Genomic DNA, 16368 nt, shown 5'->3' on the forward strand with positions numbered 1-16368 from the left:
ACAACAATGAAGATGAATAATTCTAAAATTTTATTTTTTCATGGTTTAGATTCTTCAAAAGAATCGACAAAATTTGATGCGATTCAGTCACATCAAAAATACTGTATTGATGTCGATTATCGCAATTTAAACTATGACACGGTTTATGCTCTTTATCAAAATATGATTGACAAGATCAAACCAGACTTATTGGTTGGGCATGGTGTGGGAGGATATTGGGCATTAAAAATGTCTTTGCATTATCAGCTCCCCGCAATTGTTGCGAACCCAAGCTTATCGCCCAAGTTTCGTCATGACTACCCTGCAATTCAAGAGTCAGATCTAGAACATGATATTCCGCAATTTGCCTATTTAGAGTTGGCAGATGAAGCACTGGACATGCACCAAACCCAGTCATTCCTAGAACGATTCATGATTGTGCATACCTATGCGGGAGGCTATCATCGTCTGGAATATCCAGAACATTTGAACTTATTAATTCAACATTTTGAAAACACATTGTGTACTTTAAAAAATCATTAATTTTGAATAATATTTATACTAATTTTTAATTTAATTTTCCTTTTATGCTGAGAAGTGAATCCAAATGAAAATCCGTGAAATCCAGTCTTCAGATTACGCAGCATGGTTAATTCTTTGGCAGGGTTATCAGGATTTTTATCAAACCAGTTTAAATGACGACGTGACACAAACAACCTTTCAGCGCTTCTTAAACCCAGATGAGCCTGTCTTTTGCAAAGTTATGGAGCATGAAGAAAAATTAATCGGTTTTGTGCATTTTATTTTCCATCATAGTACGTGGTCAGTTGGAAATTATTGTTATTTACAAGATTTATTTGTGGATTCAACGTACCGTGGAAAACATATTGGGAAGCAACTCATCGAAGAAGTCTATCGGGTTGCCAATGAAGCTCAGTGTTCTCGTGTATACTGGCTAACACATGAAAGCAATGTTGGTGCGCGTCATTTATATGATCAGGTCGCCCAAAATGCTGGATTTATCCAATACAGAAAAAATTTAAATATGTAAGGTTAATTTTAACAATACCCATAAAAAAAGCTGACCTTATGATGTCAGCTTTTTTTTGAAACCTTAAAAACTCAAACCATTGCCTTTAAGCAACAGCATCATGTTCTGGCTTTTGGCTTTCTTTCACGACTGACCAGACATCTAGACCAATATCTTTATGTTCGCTGTCTAGGTCAAGCAAAATAGTTGCACCCAAAACATTCAAATGGCATTTTTTTGCAAGTATCTGAACCGCTTTTAAAGTACCACCTGTTGCCAAAACATCATCAACCAAAATCACATTTTGTGACTTTAGGTCGGCAGACATTTCAAGCTGATCTAGACCATATTCTAAGCTATAACCCACCCCAACTACTGGCGGTGGTAATTTTCCAGCTTTACGAACCAGAATCAGACCTTTGTTTAAGCGTTGTGCTAGGAAACTTGCCAATACAAAACCACGAGCTTCAACTGCAACAAAACTGTCAACTTCTTCAATTTTTTCTGCAGGAATACTTGCAACTAGAGCCTCAGAGAGTTCTTGAATGTGATTCACCAATAATGGTGTCAAATCGTAAAAACAGATACCTGCTTTCGGAAAGTTCGGAACAGTACGAATATGAGTCCAAAAGGTCTGAGCAAAATTCATAGTGAGGGCGCAATGTGATTTATTTGTTCTAATTTTAATCGATTTAAACCCACAAAACTAGACTTTTTTCCTATTCACTTCAGAACACATTCTTTAATAAATATCCACTACATTGTTTTTATTAAAGATAATTATTTTACATAAATTTTAAAGCATCAATATTTTACATATTTGTTTTATTTTCACACTAAAACTTTAGTCTAAGTTTTTATATTCATTAGTTTGGTTTAAAAATAAAGCGTAGACCGTATATTTATACTTTAAAATCTGATTCGATTCAGATCAATCATCACTTTATTTTAAGATTGAGTAAGGTAAACATTTCGATCTGTTGTAAAATATTGGTTAAAGTAGTTTCATCATTAGAAATCATTGCTGACAGGCGGACTCCCCATCAGCATTTTGGAGAAATACATGAAAAAATATCAATGCATCGTTTGTGGATGGATATACGACGAAGCAGCCGGTTGGCCTGATGATGGTATCGCACCAGGCACCAAGTGGGAAGATATTCCCGAAGATTGGACATGCCCTGACTGTGGCGTGTCTAAAGCTGATTTTGAAATGATCGAAGTCTAAAAATATATAAAGACCATGCCTCAAACATGGTCTTTTTCATTCTTACTGTTTATTTGCTGGAGTTATTATGCAGCCTATTATCATTATTGGTTCTGGTATGGCAGGCTATACCCTCGCTCGAGAATACCGAAAATTAAATAAAGAGCAGCCACTTATCATGATTTGTGCCGATGATGGGGTGAGTTATGCAAAACCGACCTTATCCAATGCGCTTGCTGGCAATAAACACCCTACCCAAATTCCATTAGCAGATGCAACCAAGATGGCTGAACAGCTCAATATGCAGATTCATACCCATGCTTGGGTCAATGCAATTGATGCTCATAACCAAAAACTTAGCTATGTAAAAGATCACCAGACATTTGATATTCACTATAGTAAGCTGATTCTTGCTGTCGGAGCCAATCCGATTCGTTTAGCAATTTCAGGAGATGGTAGCGATGATATTTACTTCATTAATTCATTGATTGATTATCGTGCCTTCCGTCAGTGCCTTGACCAGAAACAACAGCAACGAATCGTTATTTTAGGTGCGGGGTTAATTGGCTGCGAATTTGCAAACGATTTGCATCAGGCAGGACATACGGCATCTGTAATTGACTTGGCTCCACAGCCACTTGGACGCTTACTTCCAACCCACGTTGCCCAAGCTTTCCAACAAAAATTACAACAATCTGGTATCCGTTTTATTTTAGAAACGACTGTAGACCGAATTTCTAAAATCGATACTCACTATGCCATTACACTTGCAAATGGTCACACACTAGAAGCCGATGCTGTGATTTGCGCCATTGGTTTGCAACCCAATATCGACTTGGCAAAACATGCAGGTGTACACACCAGCCGTGGTATTTTGACCAATAGTCTAATGGAAACTAACCTACCTAATATTTATGCTGTTGGTGACTGTGCAGAAGTCAACGGTACATTATTGCCTTATGTTATGCCAATCATGCAACAAGCGCGTGCCTTAGCAAAAACGCTGGCAGGCGATCAAACCCATGTTCACTATCCAGCGATGCCTGTTGCAGTAAAAACACCCGCAGCACCATTAACGGTACTTCCACCTCCGCAAGAAGTTGAAGTCAACTGGGAAACTGAATACCTTGAAGATGGTTTGGTGTCTAAAGCAATTGACGAAGCAGGTACGTTACGTGGTTTTGTGCTATTGGGTGCAACCGCAGGTAAACAACGTCTAACTTTAACCAAATTGGTTCCCGACTTAATTCCACCCAAGGTTTAATTTGAATTAAATAATGACGAGATGTTCTGATGAACACACATTTACAGTTTCAGCCTTCTCCAGAATCGACTTTCATGCGTGAAGCCAAAGTCGATTTAAAAAATGGTCTTCAACTGCATGTTGAAATGGGTGGTAATCCTGAACATCCGTGCATTCTTCTTATTATGGGGCTTGGCGCACAAATGATTCTTTGGCCTGAGTCTTTTTGCCAGTCGCTCATCGAGCAAGGCTTTTGTGTTATTCGGTTTGATAATCGGGACATTGGGCTTTCATCCAAGATTCATACTTCGACAATTTCAGCAAAGCATTTATTATTACTCATGGCCCGATTTGCAGTTGGGCTAAAAAATCATGGTGCGCCCTATGAACTTGAAGATATGGCAGATGATGTTGCCTTATTAATTGATCGACTAGACATTCAGCCTTGTTATGTCATTGGCGCATCTATGGGTGGCATGATTGCCCAGATTTTGGCAGCAAAATACCCACAAAAAGTTAAAAAACTTGGTTTACTTTTTACCAGTAATAATCGACCCTTTTTACCTATGCCCGGTTTAAGACAATTAAAAATGATGCTAAGCAAGCGTCCAACACATGAAGATGCGATTATTCAACAATCTGTTCAGTTATATAAACTAATTGGTTCACCTAAATTTACACAATTAGAAGAAGTTCGGCAGCTTGCCAGACGAGCATATAAACGTAGCTATGCACCTATGGGTGTACTTCAACAGCTTTTAGCAATATTATGTAGCGGCTCACTCAGCCAGTGGGATAAACAAATCAAACAATCAACCTTAGTTGTTCATGGTAGTTGTGATCGTTTGCTTCCTCCCAAACATGGTCAAAGTGTCGCACGGGCAATTCAAGGTGCAAAATTTGAATTAATTGTAGGAATGGGGCATGATATTCCACCGTACTTTATTCCACAATTGAGTGGCTTATTTGCATATCACTTTAAATCTTAAAAGTATTAGGACATTATGGCTGCATTACCCTCTTTAAGACAGCTTTCTTATTTAGTTACCCTGTCTGAAACATTGCACTTTACCGAGGCAGCGCGCCGTTCTTTTGTAACTCAGTCCACTTTGTCTGGCGGAATTATGGAACTTGAGCGACTGCTCGGTGGCGTTTTGGTTGAACGAGACCGCCAAAATGTACGTTTAACCCCACTAGGCGAACAAGTTGTTGCCCGTGCACGTGTTCTGCTTGCTGACGCTCAGGATTTAATGCGTTTAAGCCGTGAGATGAGTGAACCTTTAACAGGTGATTTGCATCTTGGAATTATTCCAACAATTGCGCCGTTTATTCTGACGCAACTGTTAGATGAAGTACATCATCAGCTTCCTAAAATTCAATTGCATTTACACGAAGCACAAAGCGAAAAAATTGTTGAACGACTTGAGCACGGCAATTTGGACATGATTATTCTTGCCTTGCCGTTTGATACTCGTGGTCTAAAAGTTGCTGAAATTGCAAAAGAAAATCTCGTTTTAGTGCATAATAAATCTGATCAACAAAGTTTAAGAGCTACAGATCTAGACGATCTGGATCTTTCCCGACTTATGCTATTAGAAGAAGGCCATTGTTTACGTGATCATGTATTAAGTGCTTGTCCTGTTGGCGAACGCAAAAATGATCATCGTTTAAAAGCCAGCTCTCTGCCAACTTTGGTTGAAATGGTTTCTTCCAATTTAGGTTATACCTTATTGCCAGAGATTTCTTTACAACGTCAAATGTTACAATATCATAGTGACTTACAAGTAAAACATATTGAAAATGCGCCAAGTCGTACCATTGCGCTGGTTACACGTAAAAGTACGCCACTACATAGCGAATTTGATGTACTCGTCGAGATTTTAAAGAAAATTATTCACGTACATTAATCTTATATCTATAAAGCCAGACAAATACCTGAAGGTTGGTTTGGCTTTATATTTGTTTTATGATTCGTCTGGGCATTTTGTTATATCTTAACATTTGGCTACACATTTATTCCAATTAACTTAAGCAACTCTTAAGTGATAACCCGCATATTACGCCGCATCTTCCATATCTTTAAAAAGAAGATATCTAAGTGAGTTAAAAATATGGTTCGTGTTTGTTACTGTGCTGATGATTATGGGTTAAATCCTGCAATATCTTCAGGAATTATAGAACTCGTTGCACAACATCGTTTGCATGCAACTTCTTGTATGACGCAAGCACATGACTGGTTTCAAGCCGCGCACCATTTGAAACCTTTTCTTTCGACAATTGATATTGGTTTACATTTAAATTTTACCCATATATTTGACGAACATACCGTTGCATTTCCTCTCAATACACTCATGCAAAAGGCTTGGCTACATAGGCTTGATCGAACACAGTTACGTGAAAGTATCCGAGAACAATGGCAACGCTTCACCGATGCTTTAGGGAAAGCGCCAGATTTTATCGATGGACACCAGCATATTCATCAATTTCCCGTCATTCGTGAAGTTCTGATTGAATTTCTGATTGAACAAAATTTTAAAGGCTGGGTTCGTAATTTACAGCACAGTTTTAGTGCACCTCATCATCAATTTAAAACACAAATGTTAATGCTACTCGGTTCAAAAGCATTGCATCGTCTTTGTGTACAAGCCAATATCCGACAAAATACTTGTTTTGCTGGAATCTATGATTTTAAAGAAAAAGATTATGCGCAACTCAATCAGTCTTGGCTTGCTCAAGCTCAGGATGGTTTACTGATTATGTGTCATCCAGCTCAACAATCAATGCCCAATACAGATTCCATCCATCCTGCCAGAGAACGTGAATATCAATATCTAGCTTCTGAACAGTTTCTAGATGATTGCAACAAATATCACATCACTCTTGGCCCTATTGGAAAAGAACAATGAGAATAAACCCAGTTCTATCTTGCGTGGTTCCTGCTTTTAATGAAGCTGAAAACCTAGCTCTTTTTATTCCTGCATTGGCTGAAAAATTGCAACAACTGGATCTTGCAGCTTATGAAATTATTGTGATTGATGATGGCAGTAAAGATAATACTTTAGAAGTGCTCTATAGCTTAGTCGATCAATACCCTTTACGTGTACTTGAGCTTTCACGTAATTTTGGTAAAGAAGCTGCACTCAGTGCAGGCTTGGATCATGTCACAGGCGATATTGCTTTATTGATTGATGCAGATTTTCAGCATCCAATTGATGAAATTCCAACCATGCTCAATTTATGGCGCAATGGTTACGATATGATTTATGGTATTCGCAATCGCAATACGGAATCATGGTTAAAACGACTTTTTACCCATGCTTATTATCGTATCTTAAGCCTGAGTTCATCCGTGTCTATTCCAGAGGATGCTGGCGATTTTCGACTTATTGATGCAAAAGTCATTACAGCAATTCAAAACCTTCCTGAAAAAAACCGTTATATGAAAGGATTGTATGCTTGGGTCGGTTTTAAAACCATTGGGCTTCAATTTTCAGAGCAAGAACGGCAATATGGCAAATCAAGCTTTAACTTTAAGGCCTTATTTAACCTCGCATTATCAGGTTTAACGGGTTTTTCTGATTTACCTTTACGCGTTTGTATTTATCTTGGTGCACTACTCGCCTTTATTGCAATGGCTTATGGTTGCTGGATTATTGGAGAAACCCTTATTGAAGGAACGACTGTTCCTGGTTGGGCAACGCTTGCAGCTGGCATGACCTTATTAGGTGGAATCCAGTTACTCTTTACAGGCATCTTAGGTGAATATATTAGCCGTATTTATACCGAAGTTAAAAATCGACCTAAATACATTGTCGCCGCTGAATATTCCAAAGAAAAAAATACAACACCCATTGATACCAAGACACCGACATGATCACTCATTTTCTAATGCTGGCTCGCTTTGGCATTATTGGTGTCTTAGCCGCCTTAACCCATTACGCCATTGTCATTTTACTTTTTGAACATTGGCACTGGGGCTTGGCACTGGCAAATTTTGTGGCTTTTGCGATTGCCTTTTGGGTCAGTTTTTTTGGACATCATCATTTTACTTTTCACGTAAAAGATATGAGTTACCAAGCAACCTTACCCAAGTTTTTTCTCGTGGCTGTTTTTGGTTTTATTTTTAATGAAGCCTGCCTTCTTACCCTTCATTCTCTATTCCAAGTCTCCGTTTCTATTCTAGTGATCATTGCAATATTTTTAACTGCAATTTCCACCTTTTTATTGAATCGATTCTTTGCATTCCAGCATTGAGGATATGCTATGCAACCACTTACCCGCTCATCAAAATTATTACTGATTTTCCTGCCAATCTGGCTGTTTCTGAATTCACTTGTTCGCCCAATGTCAGTCCCCGATGAAGGCCGTTATGGCGATATTAGTCGGGCAATGTTCGAATCAGGTGATTGGATTACACCACGCCTAGATGGTTTCCCATTTATGCATAAACCGCCACTTCTACACTGGATCAGTTCTGGTTTAATGGAGGTTTTCGGCGTGCATTTATGGGTACTTCGTCTTGTGCCAACTTTGGCCGCAACCCTCATGCTCGTCAGTGTTTTTTTCTTTACACGAAAATACTTAACTGAACGTCTGGCACAACTCAGTGTTGTGATTTTAGCCACAAGTTTATTGTTTTTTGGAAGTAGCCAATATATCAACCACGATTTACTGGTTGCGACATGGATTACCCTAACTGTGTTTTGTTTTGCAGACTTCACACTGTCTGGCAAAAAATCAATTCTCTTTTTAGGCTATATCGCATGTGCGGGCGGGTTTCTCAGCAAAGGATTGATCGGTGTTTTGATTCCGGGAATGGTAATTTTACCGTGGGTGATTTACTGTAAAGAATGGAGAAAAATTCCTTCTCTACTGAATCCATTCGGTATCTTATTGTTTCTTTTGCTTATAGGTCCTTGGCTCTATTTAACAAATAATCAATATCCTAACTTCTTGCATTATTTCTTCATTGATCAACAGTTTAGTCGTTTTAGCTCATCTGGTTTCAATAACAAACAACCTTGGTATTTTTATTTACTGATTTTATTTGCAAGTTTCTTACCGTGGTTTCTTGCAAGTGGGTTTAAGTTTTCAGCTAAAACATTGCAACAGACGTTACCTCGTCCAATTTTAGCCTTAATGGTTTGGTGGTTTTTTTCTGTTACACTTTTCTTTTCTATCCCACCGTCTAAACTTGCGGGTTATATTCTGCCGTCCGTTGCACCGCTCACTATTTTTGTTGCAGTCTGGATCAATCGTGTTCTCGTTGAGCATAAAAATCTATTACAGCGCATCGGTGTTCCTCTCTTTATTTCGGTGTTCGGCCTAGGTATTTTAATTGCACCACATGTAATTAAAGGTAACCATGAATTTTATTTAGCACATCTGACTCGCATCAATATCGTTGGCATAATTCTTTGTATAAGCCCATGGCTAATTTTTGCAGCTTCTCAAGCTAAAAAAATCTCATTCTTACAATCTACTGCCCTAAGCTTAATGGTTCTATGTTCTGGTATTCCTTTTGCTGTTCAGGCATTCGATACCAAAACCAATTCAGATCAGCTCCAATTTCAGCAATACATAAAACCCAATACACAATTTGTTTTTTATCAATATTATTTTTACGATCTTCCATTTTTACTTAACTTGAAATCACCTGTTTATCTGGTCAACGACTGGGATCATGTAGATGGAGATAACTCGTCTGTCGAAATTAAAGATGGTTTGTTATTTGAGCCTCAACTCAAGCGGTATCTATGGAGTGAAGCAAATTTACAGCAGGCATTAAGCAATCCAAAACAACCGATCATGCTTTTTAGTCGGCCAAATACGTTCAAACCAACAAATAGCATGAAAATGAAAGTAATACATGCACGTAATTATGATGTCTTTATCTTCAATCCATAATCTCAAAATTCAGTCATAAAAAAAGGAAGCCAAGGCTTCCTTCTTTTATTTCAACAAATTACTCAGCATTGGTATCGGTTGTATCTGTAGATGTTTCTGATTCAACTTCTTCAGAAATTAAGTCTTCATCATCCTCTACAGCTTCAATTGAAACTACACCTACCAGTGTTTCATCTTCGCTTAAGCGAATGAGGCGCACACCTTGAGCATTACGACCTGTTGTTGCAACTTCTGCCGCACGTGTACGAACCAATGTACCGCCATCAGAAATCAGCATCAGCTCTTTCGTTTCATCAATTGAAACAGCCCCAACCAAATCACCATTACGTTCAGAGGTTTTAATGGCAATTACACCCTTACCACCACGTTTTTTCGTTGGGAAATCATCGACAGGTGTACGTTTACCATAACCATTCGCACTGGCACACAGTACTTCACCTGTTTCAGGGACAACCACCAAGGAAACAATACGACTCACAACATTTGAATCGTTGTTATCTTCTGAATCATCAGTGTCATCATTTTCTGTGTCGACATCATCTGCTTCTAATGCTGTTGCAGCAAGTGCAACACGCATACCACGAACACCTTTTGCAGTACGTCCCATAGCACGTACATCAGTTTCAGCAAAACGAATCGCCTTACCTTCGTTCGAGAACAACATAATTTGTTGTTGACCATCGGTAATCGCAACACCAATTAAGGTATCTTCTTCGTTAAGTTCAATCGCACGTAAACCATTGGCACGAATGTTGGCAAACTGTTCTAATTCAACACGTTTTACTGTACCCGATGCGGTAGCCATGAAGACATAATGATTTTCAGGGAATTCCGTCAACGGTAAAATTGCCGTAATAGTTTCATTGGTATCTAATGGTAACAAGTTCACCATCGGACGACCTTTTGCACCACGTGATGCTTGAGGTACTTCAAATACACGCAAACGATAAACTTTTCCGACATTGGTAAAGCAAAGTACCGTTGCATGGTTTGACGCCACAATCAGATGTTGAATAAAATCATCATCTTTCATGCTTGTCGCTGACTTACCACGTCCACCACGGCGCTGCGCCTGATAATCCGATAACGGTTGGATTTTTGCATAACCCGTTTGCGAAACGGTAAGCACCACTTGCTCTTCAGGAATCAAATCTTCACGGCAGAAATCAACACGTGATTCTACAATTTCAGTACGACGAGCATCGCCATATTGTTGCAAAATCAACGCTAATTCTTCACGAATCACATTCATCAACAAATTAAAGTCATTCAAAATAGCAGTCAATTCAGCAATCTGAGCTAAAATTTCACTATATTCTGCATGAAGTTTATCTTGTTCTAAACCTGTTAAGCGGTGTAAACGTAATTCTAAAATTGCGCCAACTTGTGTTGGAGATAAACGATAAACATCGTTGCTTAATCCAAACGGACGGCTCGGATCTTCGCCTTCAATTTCATCTGGACGAACAGAAATTGCACCTGCTTTTTCAAGTAATGCAACCACGCCACCACCAGACCATTCACTCGCCAGTAAACGCTCACGCGCTTCTGCTGGATTTGCAGAAGTTTTAATGGTTTCAATAATTTGGTCGATATTGGCAAGTGCAACTGTTAGACCTTCCAAGATATGTCCACGTTCACGTGCTTTACGCAATTCAAACATGGTACGGCGTGTCACGACTTCTTGGCGGTGACGAATAAATGCCGCAATAATATCTTTTAAGTTCATCAACTTTGGTTGACCATTGTCTAGGCAAACCATGTTGATGCTGAACGAGTTTTCAAGCTGAGTATTCAGGAACAGATTATTAACAACGATCTCGGCATTTTCACCACGTTTTAAGTCAATGGCGATACGCATACCATCTTTGTCAGACTCATCACGTAATTCTGAAATACCTTCAAGTTTTTTCTCTTTCACCAACTCGGCAATGCGTTCAATCACACGTGCTTTGTTGACTTGATAAGGGATTTCGGTAAAGACAATTGTGGTACGACCAGATTTCTCATCTTCTTCAAAATGATACTTACCACGAATATGTAAACGCCCTTTACCTGTGCGGTAAGCATCCACAATACCTGATTTACCATAAATAATCCCGCCTGTAGGAAAATCTGGCCCCGTGATGTAATCCATCAGACCTTCAACAGTAATATTTGGATTATCAGCATAAGCCAGACAGGCGTTAATGACTTCCGTCATGTTATGTGGTGCCATATTGGTTGCCATACCAACGGCAATCCCTGCTGCACCATTAATCAGTAGATTTGGGACACGTGTAGGCAGAACCTGAGGAATACGCTCTGAACCGTCGTAGTTATCTTCCCAATCAACTGTATCTTTTTCTAAATCTGAAAGTAGCTCATGTGCCAGTCTTGTCATACGAACTTCGGTATAACGCATTGCTGCGGCACTATCACCATCGATTGAACCAAAGTTACCTTGACCATCGACCAACTGATAACGCAAGCTAAAATCCTGCGCCATACGAACAATCGTTTCATAAACAGCAGAGTCACCATGAGGGTGATATTTACCAATCACATCCCCCACAACACGGGCCGATTTTTTATAGGCTTTGTTATAGTCATTGCCCAGCTCGTGCATAGCATATAGCACACGACGATGAACGGGTTTCAGGCCATCTCTCACATCGGGCAATGCACGAGAAACAATTACACTCATTGCATAATCAAGATATGAGTTTTTGAGTTCATCCTCAATGGCAATCGGTCGGATTTCCGATACGCTCATGCATACTCCTTCGTACTCAGTACTTACGTACTGCCTTATGTGTTAACGCGTCAAATTTAGCTTAAAAAATGCAAGCTAATATCAAAAAATATAGCGAATAATTATAGCACAAAACGGCTCTAAATGCGGGGAAACAACATTAAAAAACAGGAGGAGAATATGGTTTTAATATTGATAGATAAAGAATGCTTTCGTCTGAATACAATATAAATAGAATTGGACCGGATGGATGAAATCCCATAAAAAAACGCCCCAATGAATTGGAGCGTTTTTGAGTTAACTTTTGAATTAAAGTTTAGATACCAGTTCAGGTACAACTTCATTCAAGTCACCCACCAACCAGTAGTCAGCAACACCATTGATCGGCGCTTCTTCGTCTTTGTTGATCGCAACAATCACTTTCGAGTCTTTCATCCCTGCCAAGTGCTGAATTGCACCAGAGATACCCACTGCAACATAAAGGTCAGGTGCAACGATTTTACCTGTTTGACCTACTTGGAAGTCATTTGGTACAAAGCCCGCATCGACTGCTGCACGTGAAGCACCTTGTGCAGCACCTAATTTATCTGCCAATGGATCAAGGACTTTGTGATAGTTCTCACCAGAACCAACACCACGACCACCAGAAACCACAATACGAGCAGAAGCCAACTCAGGACGGTCTAATTTTACAATTTCTTCAGAAACAAATTTAGATACGCCAGCATCAGTCACAGTCGTTACTGTTTCAACTGCTGCACTGCCACCTTCAGCCGCAACAGCATCAAATGCAGTGGTACGAACAGTTGCAACAACAATTGCTTCTTCAGATTGAACTGTTGCAATCGCATTACCCGCATAAATTGGGCGTTTGAATGTATTTGCTGATTCAACAGCAATAACATCACTGATCATGCTGACATCTAATAATGCTGCTGCACGCGGAAGAATATTTTTTCCAGTCGTCGTTGCCGCAGCAAGGATATGTGAATAGCCTTTACCTAAGTCTGCAACTAATGCAGCAACATTCTCAGCCAACTGATGTTCATAAGCAGCATTATCATCTAATAATACTTTGCTTACACCTGCAACTTTCGCTGCTGCATCTGCAACAGCCTGAGCACCAGCACCTGCCACTAAAACAGTGATATCACCACCGATTTTTTGAGCAGCAGCAACAACATTTAAAGTTGCGCTGTTTAGGGTTTGATTGTCGTGTTCAGCGATAACTAAAATATTCATAACTTATCCCTGCCCTTAAATCACTTTTGCTTCATTTTTTAATTTGTCTACAAGCTCATCAACTGATTTCACTTGTACACCCGCTTTACGTTCAGCAGGCGCTTCAACTTTTAAAGTTTTCAGCTTGGTTCCTGTCGCAACACCATAATCCGCAGGAGATTTTACATCCAACGGTTTTTTACGTGCTTTCATAATGTTCGGTAAAGCAGCATAACGCGGTTCATTCAAACGCAAATCTGTAGTGATGATTGCAGGAAGTTTTAATTCAACTGTTTGCAAACCACCATCAATTTCACGGGTTACCAGTACTTTATCGCCTTCAACAGTCACGTTTGAAGCAAATGTACCCTGACCTTCGCCCAATAAAGCCGCTAACATTTGGCCAACTTGGTTAGAGTCGTCATCAATGGCTTGTTTACCGAGTAAAATAAGCTCTGGTTTCTCTTGTTCTACAACAGCTTTTAAAATTTTAGCGACTTCAAGAGCACCAATTTCATCTGTTGTTTCAACTAAAATCCCACGGTCTGCCCCTAAAGCCATAGAAGAACGAAGTTGTTCTTGCGCTTCTTTAGGACCAATAGAAACAACAACGATTTCAGATACTGTTCCTTTTTCTTTTAAGCGAACCGCTTCTTCCACTGCGATTTCACAGAATGGGTTGATCGACATTTTAACGTTAGTTAAGTCTACACCACTATTGTCTGGCTTAACGCGAACCTTTACGTTAGCATCCACCACGCGTTTGACAGCAACAAGAGCCTTCATGTAATCCTCGGCTGTATTATCCAATGATAAAAAAGGGGGAAAAGTGTGACACTCTTCGAATTCGTTTTCGACGTCTATCTTGCAATGCGTTTGGCATTTCGGTCAAGTCACATTTTTTGACCTAAGCCCAAATTTGCACTAAAAACATGAATTGATCAGTTCAAAAATACTTCCCCAGATTTTCGTATTATATTTAAATTTGAATATTTTTAATATAAAACATCAGTTTAAAATAAAACGTATTTCTCTTTTTTTTCAAAAACATCAGTTTTTTTCATGTAGTACATCAAAAAATTTTAGGGCTGATAGCGTACTTTTTGATTTTAATATAAAAAATATCATTTTTCGTTTTTACTTTATCCTCTAAATTCACACCTATAAAAAAACACCAGCTTTACGCTGGCGTTATAAAATGTCTTTTTAATGTGCAATCAACCATGTTGCAGCCAGCATAATCATCGTACCAGAAGTTGCATCTAGCCAACGCTGTTTGGTTTGGTCAAAGCCTGCTTTTTGAGTAGCTTTGACAAACATATAAGCGACACTTAAATAAACCACAATACAAAGCCCGATAAAGATAAAAGATAATTCTAATCCCTGTAACACAGCATTTCCTTTTGCAGTCATAAATTGCGGCAAAATTGCAAAATAGATCAACATCACTTTTGGATTCAGCAATGAGGTAATAAATCCTTTACGAATTGGATTCGTTGTATTGGACTGCTGAATTTGAATGCCTTTTGATTTAAATACAGAACGAAATAAACAAACTGACAAATACAGCAAATATGCGACTCCCAAGAGTCGAATTGCATTAAATAACATTGGATATGACACAATAATGGCCGAAATGCCTAATGCAACCAAAACAGAATGTACCAAGTACCCCGAACACACACCGAAAGTTGCCATCATACCTGACTTGAAATCTTTCCCAATTGCTTGAGAAATAACAAAAAGCATGTCTGGCCCTGGCGTTAAAACCAAGGGAATAATTGTTAATGCGAACAGACTTAAATTTGACATTTCGGCACTCTTCAGACCACAGCAGAAAGTGACGTTAGTATCTAATTTTTACTATCAAATAGGCTTTCAATTATTCTATAATTTAAGTTATTTTTCACATAAAATTCTATTTTATGAAACTATCTTCAAACTCTATTTCAATTAAGTTAGATCGAATCGATAAAAATATTATTCGACACTTACAGGAAAACGGACGTATCCAAAATAATGACCTTGCAAGAGAAATTGGGCTTTCTCCATCCTCTTGTTTAAGACGGGTCAAACTACTGGAGGAAGCAGGTGTCATTCAGCATTACACTACGTTGGTTGACCCGCAAAAGGTAGGTCTGCAACTGATTTTATTTTCCCGAATCTGGCTGATTGGGCAAGATGCTGAAACGATCGATATTTTTATTGAAGCCATGAAAGAATTACCGCAAGTCATGGAGTGTTATATTATTTTAGGTGAATGTGATGCCATGCTAAAAGTTGTGGTACCCGACTTAGAAAGTTATCGTAAATTTCAGTCAAGCCATCTCACCAAAAAAAATGGGATCACCAGTGTAAAAACCGATTTACCGAGCCAGATTATTAAGCAAAGTTATCAACTCCCATTGTAAGATCATTTTTCAAAACAACAATATTTGAGTTCTAAATCATGAGTTTCGTACAACCTGTTTCTCTTTCTTATCATCAAGTCCACCTTGAACCACTTAACTTACAACACGAACAAGGTTTAAAAGAAGCGTGTCAGGATGGTGAACTCTGGAAACTTCGTATCACCTCTACTCCTTCGCCTGAAACTGTCCGTGAGTATATCGAACTCGCTTTACAACAACGCGAACAAGGAACACGTTTCGCTTTTGCCGTCATTGATGAACGCACGGGGAAAGTTATTGGTACGACAAGTTATCATGATATTGTGCCGCAAATTAATCGCCTTGAGATTGGCTATACGTGGTATGCCAAAAGTGCACAGCGTACGCATATCAATACCACATGTAAGTTTTTATTATTGCGTCATGCCTTTGAAAATTTAAATGCCAATGTGGTCGGTTTACGCACCGATAATTTTAACTTTGCCAGCCAAAAAGCCATTGAACGCCTCGGGGCAAAAAAAGATGGGGTACTACGTCAACATGCCATACGAAAAGATGGCACTATCCGTGATACTGTCATGTATAGCATCATTCAAAGTGAATGGGTAAATGTCAAAGCACACTTACTTTATTTATTGGATCGTTAATTAGAAACAA

17 protein-coding genes are annotated in these 16368 nt (G+C 39.0%); 12 read left to right on the forward strand and 5 right to left on the reverse strand.

Translation table 11 applies throughout. The features are described from left to right. The first annotated feature begins 6 nt into the window (after window positions 1–6). Both ABDV70_RS02085 and ABDV70_RS02090 read left to right on the forward strand, forming a co-directional pair. Entirely contained in the window at window positions 7–522 is a 516-nt protein-coding gene (locus tag ABDV70_RS02085; protein ID WP_343595030.1) for a YqiA/YcfP family alpha/beta fold hydrolase, read from the forward strand. Between the two features lie 64 nt (window positions 523–586). Beyond that, window positions 587–1030 carry a GNAT family N-acetyltransferase gene (locus ABDV70_RS02090; RefSeq protein ID WP_343595032.1) on the forward strand — a complete coding sequence of 148 codons (444 nt, stop codon included), beginning with the start codon at window positions 587–589 and terminating at the stop codon, window positions 1028–1030. 85 nt (window positions 1031–1115) lie between these two features. Here the strand turns inward: ABDV70_RS02090 and ABDV70_RS02095 are convergent, their stop codons facing one another. After that, the gene (locus tag ABDV70_RS02095) at window positions 1116–1658 is read right to left on the reverse strand and encodes an adenine phosphoribosyltransferase (RefSeq protein WP_343595034.1); all 543 of its coding nucleotides are present in this window, start codon (window positions 1656–1658) and stop codon (window positions 1116–1118) included. 414 nt (window positions 1659–2072) lie between these two features. Between ABDV70_RS02095 and rubA the strand changes: the two genes are divergently transcribed. From rubA to ABDV70_RS02135, 8 genes are all read left to right on the forward strand, one after another. Next, window positions 2073–2237, forward strand: a complete 165-nt coding sequence (gene rubA / locus ABDV70_RS02100) for a rubredoxin RubA (RefSeq protein ID WP_343595036.1) — start codon at window positions 2073–2075, stop codon at window positions 2235–2237. Between the two features lie 67 nt (window positions 2238–2304). After that, entirely contained in the window at window positions 2305–3480 is a 1176-nt protein-coding gene (locus tag ABDV70_RS02105) for an FAD-dependent oxidoreductase (RefSeq protein ID WP_343595038.1), read from the forward strand. Window positions 3481–3509: 29 nt separating this feature from the next. Then, complete coding sequence (locus ABDV70_RS02110; protein WP_343595040.1) at window positions 3510–4448, forward strand: alpha/beta hydrolase; 939 nt, start codon at window positions 3510–3512, stop codon at window positions 4446–4448. Between the two features lie 15 nt (window positions 4449–4463). Next, window positions 4464–5366 (forward strand): LysR family transcriptional regulator OxyR, encoded by a 903-nt coding sequence (gene oxyR / locus ABDV70_RS02115; RefSeq protein WP_343595042.1) that lies wholly within the window; start codon window positions 4464–4466, stop codon window positions 5364–5366. 204 nt (window positions 5367–5570) lie between these two features. Beyond that, the gene (locus ABDV70_RS02120; protein ID WP_343595043.1) at window positions 5571–6365 is read left to right on the forward strand and encodes a ChbG/HpnK family deacetylase; all 795 of its coding nucleotides are present in this window, start codon (window positions 5571–5573) and stop codon (window positions 6363–6365) included. Continuing rightward, window positions 6362–7333, forward strand: a complete 972-nt coding sequence (locus tag ABDV70_RS02125) for a glycosyltransferase family 2 protein (protein ID WP_343595045.1) — start codon at window positions 6362–6364, stop codon at window positions 7331–7333. Before ABDV70_RS02120 ends, ABDV70_RS02125 begins: the two co-directional genes overlap by 4 nt. Next, window positions 7330–7713 carry a GtrA family protein gene (locus ABDV70_RS02130; RefSeq protein ID WP_343595047.1) on the forward strand — a complete coding sequence of 128 codons (384 nt, stop codon included), beginning with the start codon at window positions 7330–7332 and terminating at the stop codon, window positions 7711–7713. Before ABDV70_RS02125 ends, ABDV70_RS02130 begins: the two co-directional genes overlap by 4 nt. Before the next feature lie 9 nt (window positions 7714–7722). Next, window positions 7723–9366, forward strand: a complete 1644-nt coding sequence (locus ABDV70_RS02135; RefSeq protein WP_343595048.1) for a glycosyltransferase family 39 protein — start codon at window positions 7723–7725, stop codon at window positions 9364–9366. Between the two features lie 58 nt (window positions 9367–9424). Here ABDV70_RS02135 and gyrA read toward each other — a convergent pair whose 3' ends face one another. The 4 genes from gyrA to ABDV70_RS02155 form a co-directional block, all read right to left on the reverse strand. Further along, on the reverse strand, window positions 9425–12121 hold the full coding sequence (gene gyrA, locus ABDV70_RS02140; protein WP_343595050.1) for a DNA gyrase subunit A: 2697 nt from the start codon (window positions 12119–12121) through the stop codon (window positions 9425–9427). 288 nt (window positions 12122–12409) lie between these two features. Next, window positions 12410–13342: an FAD-binding protein gene (locus ABDV70_RS02145; RefSeq protein WP_343595051.1), complete on the reverse strand. Its 933-nt coding sequence runs from the start codon at window positions 13340–13342 to the stop codon at window positions 12410–12412. 15 nt (window positions 13343–13357) lie between these two features. Then, complete coding sequence (locus ABDV70_RS02150) at window positions 13358–14107, reverse strand: electron transfer flavoprotein subunit beta/FixA family protein (protein ID WP_343595053.1); 750 nt, start codon at window positions 14105–14107, stop codon at window positions 13358–13360. A 420-nt stretch (window positions 14108–14527) separates the two neighbouring features. Beyond that, window positions 14528–15133 (reverse strand): LysE family translocator, encoded by a 606-nt coding sequence (locus ABDV70_RS02155; RefSeq protein WP_343595055.1) that lies wholly within the window; start codon window positions 15131–15133, stop codon window positions 14528–14530. A gap of 113 nt (window positions 15134–15246) precedes the next feature. Here ABDV70_RS02155 and ABDV70_RS02160 point away from each other — a divergent pair, with 113 nt between their 5' ends. Beyond that, window positions 15247–15732, forward strand: coding sequence for an Lrp/AsnC family transcriptional regulator (locus ABDV70_RS02160; RefSeq protein ID WP_343595057.1), 486 nt, complete (start codon window positions 15247–15249; stop codon window positions 15730–15732). 38 nt (window positions 15733–15770) lie between these two features. Continuing rightward, window positions 15771–16358, forward strand: a complete 588-nt coding sequence (locus ABDV70_RS02165; protein ID WP_343595058.1) for a GNAT family protein — start codon at window positions 15771–15773, stop codon at window positions 16356–16358. The last annotated feature ends 10 nt before the right edge of the window (window positions 16359–16368 follow it).

The sequence above is a fragment of the Acinetobacter sp. genome (assembly GCF_039596015.1).
Classification (GTDB): domain Bacteria; phylum Pseudomonadota; class Gammaproteobacteria; order Pseudomonadales; family Moraxellaceae; genus Acinetobacter.